The 18426-nt window shown below is 45.4% G+C and carries 19 protein-coding genes; 7 read left to right on the forward strand and 12 right to left on the reverse strand.

Going from position 1 to position 18426, the window contains the following annotated elements; all coding sequences use genetic code 11:
- Positions 1 to 242: 242 nt before the first annotated feature.
- Positions 243 to 722: an NUDIX domain-containing protein gene (locus L2D08_RS12080; protein WP_242234032.1), complete on the reverse strand. Its 480-nt coding sequence runs from the start codon at positions 720 to 722 to the stop codon at positions 243 to 245.
- A 61-nt stretch (positions 723 to 783) separates the two neighbouring features.
- Positions 784 to 2001: an NAD(P)/FAD-dependent oxidoreductase gene (locus L2D08_RS12085; RefSeq protein ID WP_242234152.1), complete on the reverse strand. Its 1218-nt coding sequence runs from the start codon at positions 1999 to 2001 to the stop codon at positions 784 to 786.
- Between the two features lie 272 nt (positions 2002 to 2273).
- On the opposite strand from L2D08_RS12085, the gene L2D08_RS12090 reads away from it, so the two are divergent.
- Together L2D08_RS12090 and L2D08_RS12095 are read left to right on the forward strand one after the other, a co-directional pair.
- The gene (locus L2D08_RS12090) at positions 2274 to 3227 is read left to right on the forward strand and encodes an NAD(P)/FAD-dependent oxidoreductase (RefSeq protein WP_242234033.1); all 954 of its coding nucleotides are present in this window, start codon (positions 2274 to 2276) and stop codon (positions 3225 to 3227) included.
- 52 nt (positions 3228 to 3279) lie between these two features.
- Entirely contained in the window at positions 3280 to 3921 is a 642-nt protein-coding gene (locus L2D08_RS12095; protein WP_242234034.1) for an SDR family oxidoreductase, read from the forward strand.
- 65 nt (positions 3922 to 3986) lie between these two features.
- On the opposite strand, the gene L2D08_RS12100 is transcribed toward L2D08_RS12095, so the two are convergent.
- Positions 3987 to 7235, reverse strand: a complete 3249-nt coding sequence (locus tag L2D08_RS12100; RefSeq protein ID WP_242234035.1) for a DUF6359 domain-containing protein — start codon at positions 7233 to 7235, stop codon at positions 3987 to 3989.
- A gap of 402 nt (positions 7236 to 7637) precedes the next feature.
- Complete coding sequence (locus tag L2D08_RS12105) at positions 7638 to 8006, reverse strand: HesB/IscA family protein (protein WP_255821944.1); 369 nt, start codon at positions 8004 to 8006, stop codon at positions 7638 to 7640.
- 163 nt (positions 8007 to 8169) lie between these two features.
- Here L2D08_RS12105 and L2D08_RS12110 point away from each other — a divergent pair, with 163 nt between their 5' ends.
- Positions 8170 to 8856 carry a DUF2225 domain-containing protein gene (locus L2D08_RS12110; RefSeq protein WP_242234036.1) on the forward strand — a complete coding sequence of 229 codons (687 nt, stop codon included), beginning with the start codon at positions 8170 to 8172 and terminating at the stop codon, positions 8854 to 8856.
- A 52-nt stretch (positions 8857 to 8908) separates the two neighbouring features.
- Here L2D08_RS12110 and L2D08_RS12115 read toward each other — a convergent pair whose 3' ends face one another.
- Positions 8909 to 9145 (reverse strand): YuzB family protein, encoded by a 237-nt coding sequence (locus L2D08_RS12115; RefSeq protein WP_242234037.1) that lies wholly within the window; start codon positions 9143 to 9145, stop codon positions 8909 to 8911.
- A 159-nt stretch (positions 9146 to 9304) separates the two neighbouring features.
- On the opposite strand from L2D08_RS12115, the gene L2D08_RS12120 reads away from it, so the two are divergent.
- A complete protein-coding gene (locus L2D08_RS12120; protein WP_242234038.1) occupies positions 9305 to 10372 on the forward strand; it encodes an NAD(P)/FAD-dependent oxidoreductase in 1068 nt (355 codons plus the stop codon).
- Between the two features lie 36 nt (positions 10373 to 10408).
- Here the strand turns inward: L2D08_RS12120 and L2D08_RS12125 are convergent, their stop codons facing one another.
- Entirely contained in the window at positions 10409 to 11806 is a 1398-nt protein-coding gene (locus L2D08_RS12125; RefSeq protein WP_242234154.1) for an NAD-dependent succinate-semialdehyde dehydrogenase, read from the reverse strand.
- A gap of 202 nt (positions 11807 to 12008) precedes the next feature.
- On the opposite strand from L2D08_RS12125, the gene L2D08_RS12130 reads away from it, so the two are divergent.
- A complete protein-coding gene (locus L2D08_RS12130) occupies positions 12009 to 12251 on the forward strand; it encodes a NifU family protein (protein ID WP_242234039.1) in 243 nt (80 codons plus the stop codon).
- A gap of 35 nt (positions 12252 to 12286) precedes the next feature.
- On the opposite strand, the gene L2D08_RS12135 is transcribed toward L2D08_RS12130, so the two are convergent.
- A complete protein-coding gene (locus L2D08_RS12135; RefSeq protein ID WP_242234040.1) occupies positions 12287 to 13267 on the reverse strand; it encodes a 2-hydroxyacid dehydrogenase in 981 nt (326 codons plus the stop codon).
- A 122-nt stretch (positions 13268 to 13389) separates the two neighbouring features.
- Here L2D08_RS12135 and L2D08_RS12140 point away from each other — a divergent pair, with 122 nt between their 5' ends.
- Positions 13390 to 13896 carry a phosphatidylglycerophosphatase A family protein gene (locus tag L2D08_RS12140; RefSeq protein ID WP_242234041.1) on the forward strand — a complete coding sequence of 169 codons (507 nt, stop codon included), beginning with the start codon at positions 13390 to 13392 and terminating at the stop codon, positions 13894 to 13896.
- A 23-nt stretch (positions 13897 to 13919) separates the two neighbouring features.
- Here L2D08_RS12140 and L2D08_RS12145 read toward each other — a convergent pair whose 3' ends face one another.
- The 3 genes from L2D08_RS12145 to L2D08_RS12155 all read right to left on the reverse strand — a co-directional run bounded on the left by L2D08_RS12145 (position 13920) and on the right by L2D08_RS12155 (position 16733).
- Complete coding sequence (locus tag L2D08_RS12145) at positions 13920 to 15425, reverse strand: FAD-dependent oxidoreductase (protein WP_242234042.1); 1506 nt, start codon at positions 15423 to 15425, stop codon at positions 13920 to 13922.
- A gap of 88 nt (positions 15426 to 15513) precedes the next feature.
- Positions 15514 to 16281: a TIGR01457 family HAD-type hydrolase gene (locus L2D08_RS12150; RefSeq protein ID WP_242234043.1), complete on the reverse strand. Its 768-nt coding sequence runs from the start codon at positions 16279 to 16281 to the stop codon at positions 15514 to 15516.
- Entirely contained in the window at positions 16278 to 16733 is a 456-nt protein-coding gene (locus tag L2D08_RS12155) for a DUF86 domain-containing protein (protein ID WP_242234044.1), read from the reverse strand. The genes L2D08_RS12150 and L2D08_RS12155 overlap by 4 nt, the downstream gene beginning before the upstream one ends.
- 73 nt (positions 16734 to 16806) lie before the next feature.
- Here L2D08_RS12155 and L2D08_RS12160 point away from each other — a divergent pair, with 73 nt between their 5' ends.
- Positions 16807 to 17073 (forward strand): DUF3055 domain-containing protein, encoded by a 267-nt coding sequence (locus tag L2D08_RS12160; protein ID WP_242234045.1) that lies wholly within the window; start codon positions 16807 to 16809, stop codon positions 17071 to 17073.
- A 66-nt stretch (positions 17074 to 17139) separates the two neighbouring features.
- Here the strand turns inward: L2D08_RS12160 and L2D08_RS12165 are convergent, their stop codons facing one another.
- Together L2D08_RS12165 and lipA are read right to left on the reverse strand one after the other, a co-directional pair.
- Entirely contained in the window at positions 17140 to 17454 is a 315-nt protein-coding gene (locus L2D08_RS12165) for a YutD family protein (protein ID WP_242234046.1), read from the reverse strand.
- Positions 17455 to 18369 carry a lipoyl synthase gene (gene lipA / locus L2D08_RS12170; protein WP_242234047.1) on the reverse strand — a complete coding sequence of 305 codons (915 nt, stop codon included), beginning with the start codon at positions 18367 to 18369 and terminating at the stop codon, positions 17455 to 17457.
- Positions 18370 to 18426: the final 57 nt, after the last annotated feature.

Below are 18426 nucleotides of genomic sequence, written 5' to 3' on the forward strand. Positions count from 1 at the left end.
CCATTCCCCCTATTTGTATACATTTAAGTGTACTGAACCGCCCTCAAAAGGTCAATGAGCGAAAAACAGAGAAAACCCGGCATGTTGCACTTTTAGCCAGACAGGTAGTCTTCCACACAAAAAAGCACTGGATACGAGGGGGACGCGTACCCAGTGCTTTATAGAAGTATTTCCTTTTGGAAAGGAAATAAACTTTCCCGGTTTAGTATAACCATTTTCCTTCTTTTTATTCCCTCATCCTCTTACCCAAAAAAGCGGTATGCTGTATAGCCAAACTGCGGACCTGGATCTGAGATATCGAGAGAAGTTAAACCCGGCGCCTCAAATGATTCAATGATGCGGCGCAAAAGCACGGACGTATCGGAACTTTCTTGCAGTTCCGATACGTCCATCCAGCGCGCAGCGAGTAATTCTCTCCCGCATGCTTCCGGCTCTTTTTCTTCTGACGGCATCATATGAAAAACAACCATGGTATCACTGACATCATGTTGAATGACGCCAGACCGAATACCGGCCACCCCGCACACGGATGCTTCAATTCCTGTTTCCTCGCGCACCTCTCGAACAGCGGCTTCATCTACTGTTTCGCCCGCATCCACGAATCCGGCCGGCAGTGACCACTGTCCCTTCAGCCCGCCATATGCTTTTTTCACAACAAGCCAGCGCCCGCTGCTGTCAATAACCAGACCCGCTGCCGCCAACCATACCTTTCCCCTTTTCATCCAAACGCTTCCTTTCTTTCCATAAAAAAAGAGCCTCTTTTAAAGAGGGCTCTTTTGCTTTTTACAGGACGTTAAATTTCCCTTTTTTCAAGACAAGTGAAGGGCCGCCGACCATAAATAGCGCGCGGTTATCAATCATTTTCTTCATGAATGAAGCTTTTGTGCCTTTAAGCTTTTTGTCGAACACGACACCGATTGCATCGTTATCGCCAAGTGAGCACACTGTACCTTTAATGTTCGGTGTAAAGGATTCAAGGTTCCCTTCGCCTTTCACTAACTTCACAAGGTTTTTCGCAACCGTTTCCCCTTGCTGCATTGCGATTTGCGCCGTTGGCGGGTACGGACGGTTGATTTCCTCGTTGATCACAAGTGAACAGTCACCTAAAATGAAGATTTCGTCATGGCCAGGAGCGCGAAGTTCAGGCGTTACTTTTACGCGTGCACGCATGTTTTCAATGCCTGATTTTTCGATGATACTGCTGCCGCGGACACCTGCTGCCCAAACCACTGTGCCTGCTTTGATTTCCTCTGTTTCGTTTTCGCCTTTTGCCACGATAATGCCGTCAGCTGTTGCACCTTTGATCGGCGTGCCGATTTTGAACTCAACACCTTTTTTCTCAAGCTGTGCAACCGCATATTTAACAAGCTCAGGGTCAAAACCAGGAAGAACCATAGGTGCTGCTTCTACGCAGTACATACGCACTTTTGAAAAGTCAATATCATATTCTTTGCAAAGCTCAGGAACACGGTTCGCAAGCTCACCAAGGAACTCGATACCCGTAAAGCCGGCACCGCCGACAACAAATGTTAAACGCTCATCATTTTTCTCTTCTTCATTTGCATAAGTTGCAAACTGGAATTCAATATGATCACGCAATTGACGGGATGTGTTTACATTCGAAATGGTGAAAGCGTGTTCTTTTAGTCCTTCGATTCCGAATGTTTCAGATTCTCCGCCAAGGGCGATCACAAGGTAGTCATACTCTACTTCGCCTGTATCTAAAATGACTTTCTTTTCATCTGTTTTAATATCTTCTACTTCCGCGCGAATAAATTCTACTTTGCTGCGGTTGATGACTGCATCGATATCGTAGCGCACACGATCGTGGTGCATAGTGCCCGCTGATGCCTCATGAAGCCATGTTGTTTCATAGTGGTAATCATTTTTGTTGATGAGCACAATATTCGCTTCATCTACAGATAATGCTTTTTGAAGACGTGTTACAGTAATAAGGCCGCCATAGCCGGCGCCTAGTACTACAATTTTCGGCTTTCTCACTGTCATCTTTATCCACCTCTACTAAAAATATTCACGCGAAGAATGTGATAATCTTCACGTATAAGTATAAAAAAATACCTCTTACTTTGTCACAAAATGTTAACAATGTGCATAACTAGTTTTATCATAGACGCTTTGACTGCTTTTTTCAAGTTATTTGGACAAGAAATTTGAAATGAGACTTCCCTTATGGAATTTTGTAAAATAAGACATAATAAAGCAAAGATGGCATATACATCAATCTTATGGCTTTTTAAAAAGGGGGATTATGAGTGAAAGACATTACGATTATCGGGGCAGGTCCTACTGGCCTGTTTGCCGCCTTTTACGCAGGAATGCGCGGTGCTTCTGTTAAAATTATCGAAAGCCTGCCGCAGCCGGGAGGCCAGTTATCCGCTCTTTACCCAGAAAAGTTTATTTATGATGTAGCTGCTTTTCCGGCAGTACGGGCGCAGGAGCTGGTTGACCGGCTTGTCGAACAAATGAATCGTTTTCCAGTTGAACTTTGTCTGGAGGAGGCCGTTCAGTCCCTCGAAAAAAATCCAGACGGCAGCATTGTTCTTGGAACGGACAAGGGGAAGCATGAAACCAAAGCGGTGATTATTACCGCGGGCAACGGTGCTTTTCAGCCGCGGCGTCTTGAGCTTGATGGCGCAGATGCTTTGCCGAACGTTCACTATTTTGTCAATGACCTTTCCTCTTTTTCAGGCCGGCGTGTCGCGGTTCTAGGAGGCGGTGATTCTGCGGTTGACTGGGCCATGATGCTTGAAAAAACTGCAAAAGAAGTGACCATCATTCACCGGCGTGACAAATTTCGCGCCCACGAACACAGTGTGGACCTGCTTCACAAATCAGATGTCCGGGTTATGACGCCATTTGTTCCTGTATCCTTTGACGGGCAGACTCTTGCGCTTGAGGAAGTGAAAGGCGACCAAAAGAAATCTCTAGAGATCGATGACCTCCTTGTGAACTACGGGTTTATTTCTTCACTTGGCCCGATGAAAAATTGGGGGCTTAACATTGAGAAAAACTCGATCGTGGTCAATTCACGTATGGAGACAAATATCCCAGGTGTGTATGCAGCCGGTGATGTGGCAACATACGCAGGTAAAGTAAAGCTGATTGCCACTGGATTTGGAGAAGCGCCAACGGCTGTTAACAATGCAAAATCCTATATTGATCCGGATGCAAAAGTCCAGCCGCTGCACAGCACATCCTTGTTTTAATCCTTTAATGTCGGGTAAAGGAATAGAAAACGGAAAAAAAGGGTGGTTCACTATGCATGTACTTGTGATCGGTGCAGCCGGTACAACCGGCCGCCTCGTTGTCCAAAGTCTGGCTGAAAATATTCAGCACCACGTGAAAGCAATGGTTCGAAAAACCGACCAGATGGCAGACATGGAACAGCTTGGTGCCAGACCGGTTTTGGCCGACCTGGAGCAGGACTTCAGTTATGCAATGAATGATGTGAACGCGGTTATTTTTGCAGCCGGCTCCGGTTCAGCAACCGGCCCCGATAAAACAACGGCTATTGACCGTGACGGAGCAATCAAAGCCATTGACCTGGCCGTTTCACATGGTATTGAGCGTTTTGTCATGCTCAGTTCAATGGGAGCAGACCGGCCGGATACAGGTCCTGAGGCTCTGCAGCATTACCTTCGGGCCAAGCATGAAGCAGACGCTCATTTAATGATGAGCGGTCTCACTTATACGATCGTTCGTCCCGGTGCCCTTTCAAATGAAGCGGCCAGCGGAAAAATTGAAGCAGCTCCCCAAGTTGCGAATCGAACGAAGTCTATTGCAAGGGCTGATGTTGCCGAAGTACTTGTCCAAAGCCTGCTCGCCCCCCAAACAGAGGGCCGGATCTTTGAAATTGTCGAAGGCACTGTCCCAATTGCCGAAGCCTTAAAAGCCTTATAATTAATATAGAAAAGAGCCGGCATGCCCTGGTATGCCGGCTTTTTTGCTGCAGACGTTTTTACTGCTTAAGAAGCAGCCGGTTTTTTTGTTTTCTTTTCTCGTAAATCTGTCCATTTTTTTACATTGTCAGCCCCTATAATCTCCACTTCCTGCTTTGTATCGATTTGAACTTCTTTCACTTCTGCATCTCGTAAATCAACAACCTGCCCTTTTTTCGGCGTGGAAACGATAACGGTATTATACTTTAATCCTTCTCCTTGCAGTTTAGCTGAATGCTTTACAATAATGCCTTTGCTAAAACGGGCACCTTCATCAAAATCCAGATGAATCTCCGGCTGTGCAGCTATAAACTGTTTTTTCTCCATCGCCGGCACATAAACGATTTCCGCTTCTGGATGATCTTTTGCAAAGGTCGTCCGGATAACTACCGGATCATGGTCGCTCGCCCGTCCATGCTCCTCCATAAATTGTGAATTGGTATGAACAATATCCACTTCAGTAGAAGCGGCCATATTATTTGTGACCAGAATATGGTCGAGCACCTGTGCATTTCCTTGATAGGAATACGTGAACCGCTCTTCTGCCGGTACTCTTTCAATCATGTTGGCCAGCTCCTCCCCTTTTACAATAGAAAGAGCCTCGGTAAATTCAAAATCGTTAAAATCACCTAAAAGCACCAGATTCGCGTTTGGATCCGCTGACTTTACATCTTCAACAAAGCCATTTACAATCGCTGCAATTTGCTTGCGCTGGATTTCACTTCCTAAATAAGGAGGCTGATTCTTTCCGAATAACGGCTCATCTCCGCCTTTTGAATTAAAATGATTGGCCACTACAATGACCTTTTCACCTTTAAATATAAATTGAGCAGCCAGCGGCTTACGGCTATTTTCAAACGCTTCGTTTTCGGGATCAATCCGCCCAGGATTAGCGGTCAATTTCCCATCTACATAGGCAGCCGCTTCTGTCGCGCTTCCTTTTGTTCCTTCCGCAAGACGAACACGTTCCGGATTGTACAAGAAGCCAACACGAATGTTACCGCCCGGCTGTCCGCCGTCTTCTTTATTGACCGGCGCCACATCCGTGTACTCATAAGCCGGTCCGCCCAGCTCTTTTATAGCTTCAATCAGTACGGCGGCGCTTTGAGATGCGTCCGTTGTGCCAGAATCTGCTGGCCCGTCATTGTCCTGTACTTCTGTTACACCGATGATGTCCGGCGACTTCATTCCATTTACAATTCCCATGGCAAGGCGTCTTGTTTTCTCTTCGCCTGAAACCGTTGAAAAGTTTTCGAGATTGTAAGAAGCGGTCGTTAGTCCATCTTCCGTTGATGTAAGGGTTGTTTCTTCTGCTTTTAACCCTCCGTCCATCACTTCAGGCACTTCGTCTGCCAGCACTTTAAAGTTACTGTAGCCGTAGCTGACGACACCCGTGACAGGACCGGCAAATGAGTCGCCTGTTTTTGCCATAAAGTCTTCATTATCCAAATCAAGATGAATACGTTCTGGGTTGTAGTCGTCTGCTTCAATCCGAAGAGCACCCGCTGTTGTATTGGTTTCTATATTTTCCGGCACAGCCACTACTTCTCCGTATCTCTGCGGAGCAATGATTTTCGGGTTATTCACTTGAACGCGCATGCCTTCCATGCTTTCAAAAAAGTCAATGCCGTCCTGCTGTGGATCGAATAGGCCAAATTGGTCGTTATCAATCACTTTCATTGGCATCATGCGATCTTTATTCAGCACAACCGGTGCCGGCAGCGGCTGTCCGGATGCTTTTTTACTGACAGTACCCGCACTAATTTCTGTTACGGGAAGATCTGTTTGCAGCTTTTCCGCATATCCATCAAGCACCCATTCTTTTACCGTACCATCAACAGAGACAAGATCTCCTTGCGACAACCCGTGGCTCCGCTTATAAACGAGAATACCTTCTGACGTATTTTCATCCTCATCTGCTTCTACGCTCTGCATATAAAAGTTACTGCTGTCAACGATATGGGTAACGATTCCTTCTACATCTTTAACAGCTAAACCATTATATGGAGAACTGTGCCCGGCTCCTTGAATATCATAGATGCGAATGTTTTCTTTTTCTATAACGTATGAAAAAGAGGAAACGGCACTGTCATTTAAGCCTTCTTTAAATGCTGCTGCTTGAATCGTTTTGTTTTCATTAATCACGATCGGTTCTGTATAAAGCACGCTTTCTTTTGTCGGCTGAGAGCCATCCAGCGTATAACGAATGTCGGCATCCTCTGTTGGTGAAGACAGTGTAACACTCGTTCCTGCTTTAACAACGCCCGCTGCCGGATTGGCCGTTACCGATCCAGCCGTAGAAGAGTCAGGTTCAATATCCGCTGCATGACGCGGAATTAATTGATAGACGTTGTTATAAGAGCCGACAACCCCTGTTACCGAATCGTATTTGGTGTTTATTGCAAGAAGTGATGCATCCTGCGGCCTGATTTGAAAGTTATTTCCTTCTTCATCCTTTGCTGTGTAATTGCCGCCTGAAAAACTGGAAACAGAAACATCGCTGATTGTAACAAGCTCCCCTTCCACTTCTTCTGTAAATTGATCAGCCCTTACGGTTAACGGTGCCGGCACAACAGCCTCGCCGGTCACAGTTACGCTGCCGGATGATACGTTAATCTCTAAAAGAGAATTGTAGTCATCAATGCTCCCCTTCACATCTACAACATCACCTAGTTTTACATTCATACCGGAACCATATAAAACAATACCGGCGGTTTCATCCTGAATATATACCGTGCTTCCGAAAACAGCCGTTACTGTACCAGACGTCCACACCTTTGTGTTTTCTGCTTTTTGGCGCACGTCCGAAATCGGTTCTTTTATAAGGTTTGACGGCTCCTCAGGCACTTCTGGTTCTGCGGTTCCGTTATCCAAAAGTTCAATCGACGTTGGTGATTTTAAGCCAGGAACTGTAAAATACGCTTCAAGAGAGCCTGTCACCCGCACTTTTTTGCCGAGGTTTTCCGGATAATCTTTCAAATTAATTCCCTGCCGGAAATTTGCTGTTAATTGTACTGGTAATATTTTAGCTGGATCTGTTTCCCCTGCTTCATCCGCTATACCAATATTTGTATTTTGATAACGTGCAGGATCTGCTGTATAACTGCTTCCTGATAGTGCATAGCCAACGATATAGCCTTCGACGGTGGCTGTACCCGAGTTGTAAGCAATTGCATCGGCCACCGTGATCGGTGCGGCGCTCGCTGGAACCTGAAACGGAAGTAATGTGCCAATGACGAGTACAAGAGCAAATAAAGCCTGTCCAATTTTTCTCATTTAAAAACTCCTCTCTCATGTAATGGACGTTCGACAGAAATCACCTTCATTGTAATCTACTTTTTATTTTAAAATATAAACTTTACAGATAATTTAAAAAACTTTAATAAATAGAAAAAACAGGAATAATTTCCTCCTTATTATTGTCTGTTTCATTCATGCTATTTCCTTTTATGTAAGTCTTTTTGTATAAGAATCTTCCTGCTGTCCCATATTAAAGGTAAAAAGCTTTTAGGAGGCAGCAGCTTGTATAATGATTATTGGCTTTTACAATTAACCTTTGCTTTGTTTATTCTGTTTTTCGTCATCATTCCGCTTGTGTCGGTTTGGTTTACGCGAAAAAAGAAATCAAGCCAATAAAAAAGCCTGGCTGCATCCGTAGATACAGCCAGGCTTTTTACATTAGCAGTTTTCCGGTGTTCCGGTTTCTGTTGCTGTCCGGAAAGAGGATCCGCAGCCGCAGGACGCGATGGCATTCGGATTATCGATCGTAAATCCGCCGCCCATCAGCGACTGCTTGTAGTCCACTATCGTTCCCTTCAAAATCGGGGCATCCTTTTTGGCTACCACAATAGGGATACCGTGCTGAAGAAGTTCCATATCGCCTTCTTCTGCTTCAGGCGTAAAACCCATCCCGTATGATAATCCACTGCATCCCCCGCCATGAACGGCTACCCGCAAAAATGACCCTTCTTCTTCGTTTTGCTTCATCATATCTTTTATTTGAAAAGCCGCAGCTTCCGTAATTGTAACAACTTGTTGATCCGCCAAAGGAATCGCTCCTTTCATTTTCTTTTAGTATACGAGGAATAGAACAAATCCTCAACTGAACCGCTCATTGATTTTTTTATCCAAATTAATTCTTTTTACCTCCAATTCCTGTATAATAAAATAAGTAAAAAGACCTTTATTTTAGAAAAAAGGAGGTTTTATCATGTCTGATGCCCCATTAATCTATTATAAAATGATGAAGTGCCCTCATTGCCAGCAGTCCTTTAGCACAACGAAAGTTCGTAAAAGTGCTGTTAAAGTCATCGGCCAGGATACGGACTTAAAACCGCTTTATGAAGCGGGAGAGGTAAATCCTCTTTTTTACAATGTGCATGTTTGTATGCATTGCGGCTATTCATTTACAGAGGATTTTACTTCTTATTTTGCACCAGGAACAGCAGAAGTATTAAAGGCTTCGGTATCCGATCATTGGGTCGAGCAGGATTTCAGCGGTGAGCGGTCGCCGGCTAAAGCGATTAAAAGCTATAAGCTCGCTCTTTATTCTGGCGTACTGAAGAAAGAAAAGCATTTAACTCTGGCAGGTCTTGCCCTTCGCACGGCATGGATCTATCGGGACATGGGCCGCAAAAAAGAAGAAAAGCGATTTTTGTCTATCGCTGCCCGTGAGTATGAGGAAGCTTTTTCTGTAGAGGATGTAGCACAGAAAATGTCTGAAATTAAAGTGCTCTATCTCCTCGGTGAACTGAATCGAAAGCTGGGACGCATGGAAAAAGCCGTTTCCTATTTTTCAAAAGTGATTGAATGGCAGCGCCAGTCAAACGAAAAACAAATCGTGGAAATGGCGCGTGACCGCTGGCATGAATTACGTGAGCAAATGAAAACGACTTAAAGTGTACATAAGAAAAACCGGCTGCCTTGGACAGGATCCGGTTTCTTAATGTTTAAAACAGCCATGTTTGGTCTATATGTGTATATATATTCGAAACAAGCTCGTCAGGTGTCGCTCCATCGACAACTTCTCCATTCACAAGCGCAAATGGAGATTCCGAGCAGCGTGTACAGTAGCTTAAACAGCCATATTCAATCACATCCAAGTTCGGATCCCGTTCCAGTTTTTCAAATGCTTCCTGGGAACCGCTTGCTAAGTTGCTGACGCAAAACTCAATAATTGGCTTCATTTTATCTTTCACCTCACCCGTTTATTGTACTATCATTTACGTGCAGAAAAAAGCGTGAAGTTTCGCGAAGTCTGTTGAATAATAGGGCTATCTTCGTTATACTCGGATATGAATAAATGAATACTGTACATATGAATACGAAGCAGAGGGGTCATACATATGAGACATTTAGTTTTGCTTGGAGGCGGATATGGCAATATGCGTGTTTTGCTCAGGCTGTTGCCCAATCATTTGCCGGATGATGTAACGATTACACTGGTTGATAAAGTGCCGTATCATTGCTTGAAAACGGAGTATTATGCACTAGCGGCTGGAACCGCTTCCGATCATGAGGTCCGTGTATCTTTCCCAGAGCATGAAAAACTAAATATTATTTACGATGAAATTACAGCTATTCACTTAGATCGAAAACAAGTTGAGTTAAAAACAAAAGGTTCTCTCGCTTACGACGACCTTGTTGTTGGCCTTGGCTGTGAGGATAAATATCACGGCGTGCCAGGGGCTGAAGAGTATACATACAGCATTCAGTCCATCCAAAAATCGCGTGCCACGTATGAAAAGCTGAACAACATGCCGGCTGGTTCAAAAGTTGGTATCGTAGGTGCAGGTCTTTCCGGAATCGAATTGGCGAGTGAACTTCGCGAAAGCCGTCCCGATCTTGATATTAAATTGTTTGACCGCGGACCGCGTATCTTAAAAGACTTCCCCCAGCGTTTAAGCCGTTATATTGAAAAATGGTTTACCGACCACGGCGTGGAAGTAGTGAGAGATGCAAACATTACGCGTGTTGAGCCTGACCGCATTTACAACCGTGAAGACGAATATCAAATGGACGCTGTTGTATGGACCGCAGGCATTCAGCCAAGCCTTGTTGTCCGGCAGATGAATGTGGAAAAAGACCGCTCTGACCGCGTTGTGTTGACACCTCATCATAATCTGCCCGGCAATGAACATGTTTATGTAGTTGGGGACTGCGCAAGCCTTCCTCATGCACCGAGCGCACAGCTTGCGGAAGAACAAGCAGAACAGATTGTCGATGTTCTTCAAAAGCGCTGGAGAAATGAACCGCTTCCGGAAAAAATGCCGGAAATGAAACTTAAAGGTGTACTTGGTTCTCTTGGCAAAAAACAGGGCTTTGGTTTTGTAGCAGACCGGGCTATTACTGGACGTGTTGCCCGCTTCTTGAAATCAGGCGTTTTATGGATGTACAAATATCATAACGGATAATAAAAAAACCGGCCCTTTCAGCCGGTTTTTTTGCTTTTACAATCCAAGCGAAATATATTTAACTTCTAAAAATTCTTCCATGCCGTGATGGCCGCCCTCGCGCCCAAGCCCGCTCTCTTTAAAGCCACCAAATGGTGCCTGGGCCACAGATGGCAATCCATCATTCAATCCGACAATGCCATATTCCAGCCCTTCGCTTATTGCAATGGCTTCTGAAATATTTTCCGAGAACACATAAGCCGCCAGGCCAAATGGTGTGTTGTTCGCGCGTTCTATCACTTCTTCCGTTGTGCGATACGTGGCAATCGGTGCCAGCGGACCGAATGTTTCCTCAACCATACATTCCATATCATCTGTCACGTTCGTTAGAACAGCAGGCGTAATAAAGTTTCCGTCCGCTTCACCGCCCATTTCAACGACTGCCCCTTTTTCTTTCGCATCTTTTAACTGGTTCTGTACTTTTTCGACCGCATCCGCATCAATAAGCGGGCCGATCGTTATGCCTTCTTCCATTCCGTTTCCGACACGTAATTTCGCCACTTCTGCCTTGAACGCCTCCGTAAATTCCTGCTCAATGGATTCATGAACGTAAACCCGGTTGGCGCACACACAAGTTTGGCCGGCGTTACGAAATTTTGAGCCGATCAAGCCTTTGGCTGCTTTTTGGATATCTGCATTGGCTGTAACAATAAATGGCGCATGGCCGCCAAGCTCAAGCGATACTTTTTTCATTGTATCTGCTGCCTGCTTCATGAGCACTTTGCCGATTTCGGTTGAACCCGTAAAAGTCACTTTGCGCACACGGCTGTCTTCCATCCAGGAGCCAGCCACTGATTTTGAATCACCGGTTACAACATTCAGCACCCCTTTTGGAATACCCGCTTCGTGAGCGAGTTCAACAAGCTTCAGCGCTGTAAGAGGAGTGGAAGAAGCCGGCTTTACTACAGCCGTACAGCCGGATGCCAGTGCTGGTCCGACTTTGCGTGTAATCATGGCTGCCGGGAAATTCCATGGTGTAATGGCCGCGACAACGCCTACTGGCTGGCGTGAAACAAACAGGCGCTTTTTCGGATCCGAGGCGGGAATTGTTTCTCCGTACACCCGCTTTCCTTCTTCTGCATACCATAAAATGAAACTGTTCGCATAATTCACTTCGCCAATGGCTTCCTGAAGCGGCTTCCCCTGCTCCTCCGTCATAATCCGGCCAATTTCCTCTTTATGCTCGTCAATCAGGCGATGCCAATTTCGTAATAATTCGGATCGCTCACCGGCCGTTTTTTGGGACCACGTGCGAAATGCTTCATAAGCTGCATCTACAGCCCGCTCCGCCTCTACAGCTCCGCCTTTTGGTACGGATGCAAAGGTTTCGCCTGTTGCCGGATTCACGACTTGAATTTGTTTATCCGCTGCTACCCATTCACCGTTTATGTACATTTTCCATTCTTTCAAGATAATCCTCTCCTTATTTATAGGCATAGTGTTCTATTGCCCTGACGATCTTTTTTAAACACTTTTTCATTCTATATAGCAGTGCTGAGAATACAACATCCTTTTTCCCTTTCCGTAAAGGAGAAATTGCATTTTCAATTTAAAATCATTATAATATATGTATCGAATCGAAAGGAGCCGATGATTCATGCAAGCACAAGAACAACAAATGTTCAGTGAAGTACAGGAAGTACTTGATAAATTACGTCCATTCCTGCTTCGCGACGGCGGCGACTGTGAACTCGTTGATATTGAAGACGGGATCGTAAAACTTCGTCTGCTTGGCGCGTGCGGCAGCTGCCCTAGTTCTACTATTACACTCAAAGCAGGAATTGAGCGCGCATTGCTCGAAGAAGTTCCTGGCGTTGTAGAAGTTGAACAAGTATTTTAATGATGAGAGCTGATCTTTATAAGATCAGCTCTTTTTTAAAATTGTAATACATCTTTGTTCACAAGCGTTTTGGGCGGACGTTCATCAAATACCGCTTCAATATTGTCACAGCATGTCTGCATCATAGCCAGCCTTGTTTCTTTTGATGCGCTGCCGATATGAGGAAGTGCCACTACATTTTTCATCGATAAAAACGGATGATCAGCGGAAATCGGCTCGCTGTCGAATACATCCAGCCCTGCTGCCGCAATGTCCCCGGCTTCGAGTGCCTCTATTAGTGCCTGTTCATTAATAATCGGTCCCCGGCTTGCATTGATAAAGATCGCATCTTTTTTCATTTTTTGAAAGTGTTCCCGCTGAAACATGCCCCGTGTATCATCGTTCAGCGGAGCCAGGCAAACAACGAAATCCGCTTCCTCTAGAAGCTCGTCCAAGCTGCGGTACTGGGCACCCAGCATTTCTTCTGCTACTTCATGGCGGCTGCGGTTGTGATATAAAATATCCATATCAAAGCCGGCTGCTCTTTTGGCTACAGCGGTTCCGATCTTACCCATTCCAACAATGCCGATTTTTTTATGATGCACATCCGTTCCAACCAGCATCATCGGCGCCCAGCTTGTCCATTTTCCTTCTTTCACAAACTCAGACGCTTCTGTTACCCGGCGTGCTGTTGCTAAAAGAAGCGCGAAGGTCAAATCTGCCGTTGTATCCGTTAATACATCCGGCGTGTTGCAAATAGCCACACCATGGCGGCTGGCCGCATCCAAATCAATATTATCAAAGCCAACGGCCATATTTGCGACCACTTTTAATCGTTCAGCCTGTGAAAGCAATTCCTCATCCACTGCATCTGAAATTACGGTTAACAATGCATGAGCGGAAGCTGCTTTTTCGAGCAGAATTTCCCGTGGCACAGCTTTGTCCTCCTCTGTCCATGTTTCCACCTGGTAAGAAGCAGACAATCTCGCTGTTATTTCATCCGGCACTTTTCTCGTTACGTACACATACGGCTTCACACAGCGTCCCCCATTTCCGATTATTCTGTCTTATTGTATCATTTTCATCTTGAGTATGTCACAATGAAAACGGGTATAGGAACAGCAGTAATACATATAATGATAAAAAAGGTGTGTGGAAGATGAGTATTGAAAAGAAACGCGTCATGAGCATGTCTGAACAAACGGCCCGCCGCTGGATTGCCGAGCGCGGCGTTAAAGTAGATGATATTGCGGAGCTTGTTTTATATTTACAAAAACCTTACCATCCTAATTTGAAGCTGGAAGAAGCAGCAGAGCATGTAGAAGCTGTACTGCGTAAGCGTGAAGTACAAAACGCGATTCTGACCGGCATTCAGCTTGATATGCTGGCGGAGAAAAACCAGCTGGCGGAACCGCTTCAATCCATTATTAAAACGGACGAAGGACTGTATGGCCTTGATGAAACAATTGCCACTGCCATTATTAATGTTTATGGAACAATTGGCTTAACAAGCTATGGCTATATTGATAAGCAAAAGCCAGGTATTCTGGAGTTTTTAAATGATAAATCAACCGGACAGGTACACACTTTTTTAGATGATATTGTCGGCGCTCTTGCCGCTGCTGCTGCGAGCCGCCTTGCCCACCGTGCTGCCCATACCGAATAAGCCGCCTTTTACAGGCGGCTTTTTTATTTCTTTTTCAATGGCTGAACAGCCGGCCCTTCCAGCACTTTGCCGTCATAAGAAAATCTAGAGCCATGGCATGGACAGTCCCATGAGCGTTCGGCATCATTCCAGGCTGTTTCACATCCCATATGCGTACACGTGATATCGACAAAATGGCACCTGCCCTGTTCATCCCTGTACGCTCCGATTTTTTCGCCGTCTACGGTTATGATGCCTCCTTCGCCAGGCTGTAGAGAGTCGGCCGTTTTGTCTGCTCCTTTTAGCTTTCCGCTGATCAGTTCTTTTGCAACGGCTGCGTTTTGAGAAATAAATGTTTTAATATCGGTCGGCTTCACTTTGGCACGCTTCGGATCATAAACGTCAGCGTACCGGCTGCTGCCCTGTACAATCAAATCGGTTAGCAGCGCGGCGGCCACTGTTCCGCTCGTCATTCCCCACTTGGCGTATCCGGTTGCCAAATAGATTTTTTCATGTATCTGCCCGATATAAGGAACTTGATCCAGTGTGATTAAGTCTTGCGCGGACCAACGATAAAGAACTTCTTCGGCTCCAAAATGCTTTTTGGCAAACGCAGCCAGCTCTTCGTAATGATGAGTCGTCTCCTGTTTGCTGCGCCCGGCTGGATGATTTTCCCCGCCAATAATAAGCAGCTGCTCTCCATTTTCCATTCGCGTATACCGGACGGAGCGCGATGGCTGATCCTGGCTGATATACATGCCGCTCTGGAGCGTGTGATCCCCTTTTACCCCAATAGCATAGGACCGTTCCGGATGCAGCTTAGCAAAATAAGCACCGTCAAAGTCATTAAACGGATAATGCGAAGCCACAACAACATGATCCCCGGTAATGAAATGTCCGTCTGTTGTTTTAACCGTCCGTCCGTCTATGGACTCTGCCCGTGTATCTTCAAAAATGTGAACCTGCCCCGCCATATCCCTCACAAGCGCTTCCAAAAACTTCACAGGATGAAATTGTGCCTGCTCTCTCATGACGAGCGCTTCTTCTACATGAAAAGGCAGATTCATCCCTGCAGAGACGCCGGCCAAGCCTCCATTTATGCCGAGCTTTTGGTAAGCGTCTGCTTCTTTTTCAAGCGCCGGAAGCATTTCATCGGTTGTAATATAGGTGTAAGCATCTTGTTTTGAAAACTCGCACTCAATATCCAGCTCTTTGACCGTCTTCTCTATAAAAGCGATTGCTTCCTCGTTTGCTTCATAATAAAGTCTCGCTTTTTCTTCTCCGAAGGTGCGAATCAGCTTATCATAAATAAGACTATGCTGAGCGGTAATTTTGGCGGTTGTAAACCCAGTTGTCCCGTCGGTTAATTTCCCTGCCTCAATCAGAACTGCTTTTTTTCCTTCTCTAGCCAGCTTCCATGCCGTTAAAATGCCGGTAATCCCACCACCGACAATGATAACCTCTGCTGTTAAATCAGTTTGCAGTGGAGTGAATGACCGTGGTGCTTCATGGTCTTTCCAGTAAGATATGGTTTTTTTCGGAATTTTCATAAGAGCCTCCCTAAAAATAGTCATATGGACTCCATACCCTTATGTGCTCATTTTCACCCCAAAAAAAGAAACAGCAATGTGCTGTTTCTTACAATTCCCACTCATTTAAATTTTTTCGTGTGTAAGTCGGCTGGATATCATACCGCTCCAAAAACTCCGGCTGCGTTACACCCGTATGTACAAGCAGTGTATCAATTCCAATGTTAATGCCAGCCAGGATATCTGTATCATAATAATCCCCGATCATAATCGTTTCTTCTTTTGTTGTTCCAAGAACTTCCATAGCCTGTTCCATAATAATCGGCTCCGGCTTTCCGATAAAGACCGGCTCTGTTTCAGTTGAAACAGACACCACCGATGTCAGCGAGCCGTTTCCAGGCAGAAAGCCACGTTCTGATGGAATAGCAATATCGCCGTTTGTCGAAATAAAGCGGGCGCCGTTACGCACAGCCAAGCAGGCACCTGCCAGCTTTTCATATGTAATACCGCGGTCAATTCCCGTAACGACGTAATCAGGGTGTTCATGCGTCACAACTTCAAGGCCTTGCTCTGCAAGCGCCTGCAGGATGCCATCTTCTCCGATCACATACACCGTTGCTCCCGGTTTTTCATCGTGGATAAATTGCGCCGTTGCACGCGAAGTGGTAAATACATTTTCCGGGCGTGTATGAATACCCATTTTCACTAGTTTGTCTGCCACCTGTTCCGGCGTACGGGATGAGTTGTTCGTCACAAACAAATAAGGAAGGCCCGCAGCATTCAGGCGGTCAACAAACTCCGCTGCTCCCGGAATAATTTGTGTACCGGCATACATTGTGCCGTCTAAATCGATTAAATAGCCTTTATAACGTGTCATTTCTTTTCTCCTTCTTCCGGTAAAAATGCAGAAACAGGTCCAAGCTCATGTTCCAAATAAGCACGGACACGGTTTGGAAAATCGGCCAATTCTTTTTTATTAGCGATAAATACTGCCGCCAGCTCATCATGCGAAATAGAGATATATTCGCGGACAAGCATTTTCCGAAGAGCGATTACATCTTTTAAAGGAGCAGATTGTTCTGGCAGAATGACGTTTTCATCGTCCAGAATATCAATAATGTCATCGTAACTTCCTGGATCACGCATAATAAAGCCATCGATCATTGCATTGCCAACATCAATAATCGATTCCACAACCGTTTGGGCGATTCTCTCAAGTGCCGCTCTTTCAATGATTGTTCCCCAGACTGGCTGAGAGTGGAACAAATCGAGCTGCTGCTCCATAAAGCGAAGTGTTGCTTCTATTTTCTTGCGGTCAATAAAATACACAGGCCATCCATCCTTTCCGCTTCTATTGTATCATGTGGTACAATGGTTGAAAATGTAGAGCGGAGGACAGCACATGAGTGAACGTTTTTTTCTTTATGACGAAAAAGATACGACGGTAACGCGATTTGTCAGCTTTGCCGGCGAACACAGCCGATACGACCTGGCCCTTATGCAGACGGACCGCTATTACGGCAAGTCGGTCGTTTTAAACCTGCAGGGAAATACATATGCCATTATCGGCCGCGATGACCTGGAAGAGCCGGGCTATATTGAATATGCATTTAATATGGGTGAAGAAGAAGCGGCGGAGTTAAAAGAATTTTTATATGAAGTAATTTAACGCTTAAAACAACATGGCGCGATTCATATTGAATCGCGCCATACAAATAAGCAAACACGCCGCCTGTTATTTTCCTTGGGACTCGGCTGGTTTTTTCGGTGCTGCCGCAACAGGCAGCTTTTTTAAAATAAAATAGCCGCATCCGAAGTTGCAGTATTCCAGCAAATAATCACGTATAGTCGAAAACTTGTTGTCGTAGGACGCTTTTTTGTTGTCGTCTTCGAAAAATCCTTTGAGCCGAAGCTGTCCATATCCCCAGTCGCCGACAATGTAATCATACTTCGCCAAAATATCACTGTAGCGGGCCCGGAAAGCTTCTTCATTAAATCCTTCTGTCCGCTCCTCGACAATTTCATAGCTTTCATTTTGAATCGTAATCATTTATTGGGCCGCCTGTGCTTCGCCCTCGGCGTGTTTCGCTTTTGCCGCAGCATTAACCTGCTCATCCGCATGGTAGGAAGAACGAACCATTGGACCCGCTTCGCAGTGGCTGAACCCTTTTGACATGGCGATTTCACGCAGCTCGGCGAATTCGTCTGGATGGTAATATTTTTGTACCTTTAAGTGTTTTTTCGATGGCTGCAAGTATTGCCCAATCGTCATAATATCTACGTTGTTCGCACGAAGGTCGTCCATCACTTCAATAATCTCTTCTTTTGTTTCCCCGAGACCAACCATTAAGCTTGATTTTGTCGGGATATCCGGCTGCATTTCTTTCGCACGGCGTAAGAACTCAAGCGAACGGTCATACTTTGCACGCGCACGAACACGCGGCGTTAAGCGGCGGACTGTTTCGATGTTATGATTTAAAATATCAGGCTTGGCATCCATCAGCATTTGTAAGTTTTCTTCAATCCCGCCCATATCAGAAGGAAGCACTTCAATCGATGTGAATGGATTTTTCCGGCGAATAGCCCGAACCGTTTCAGCAAATACATAAGCACCGCCGTCTTTTAAATCATCACGCGCAACAGCCGTAACAACGACGTGTTTTAAATTCATTTGCACAACCGAATCCGCTACGCGTTCCGGCTCCTGCAGGTCAAGCTCTGTCGGAAGACCTGTTTTTACAGCACAGAAACGGCAGGCGCGTGTGCAGACGCTGCCAAGAATCATAAATGTCGCTGTACGGCGGACAGCCCAGCACTCATGAATGTTTGGACACTTGGCTTCTTCACAAACCGTGTGAAGCTGCTTTTCGCGCATCATTTTCTTTAATCCTGTGTAATTCTCGTTTGTATTCAGCTTTATTTTCAACCATTCTGGTTTACGCAAGTATTCCTCTTTCGTACTCATTTTTCCATCTCCAATCGGCTTACACTATACCGCTACTTTATCATAATTATCAAGTGC

It is taken from the genome of Domibacillus sp. PGB-M46 (assembly GCF_022668875.1).
GTDB lineage: Bacteria > Bacillota > Bacilli > Bacillales > Domibacillaceae > Domibacillus.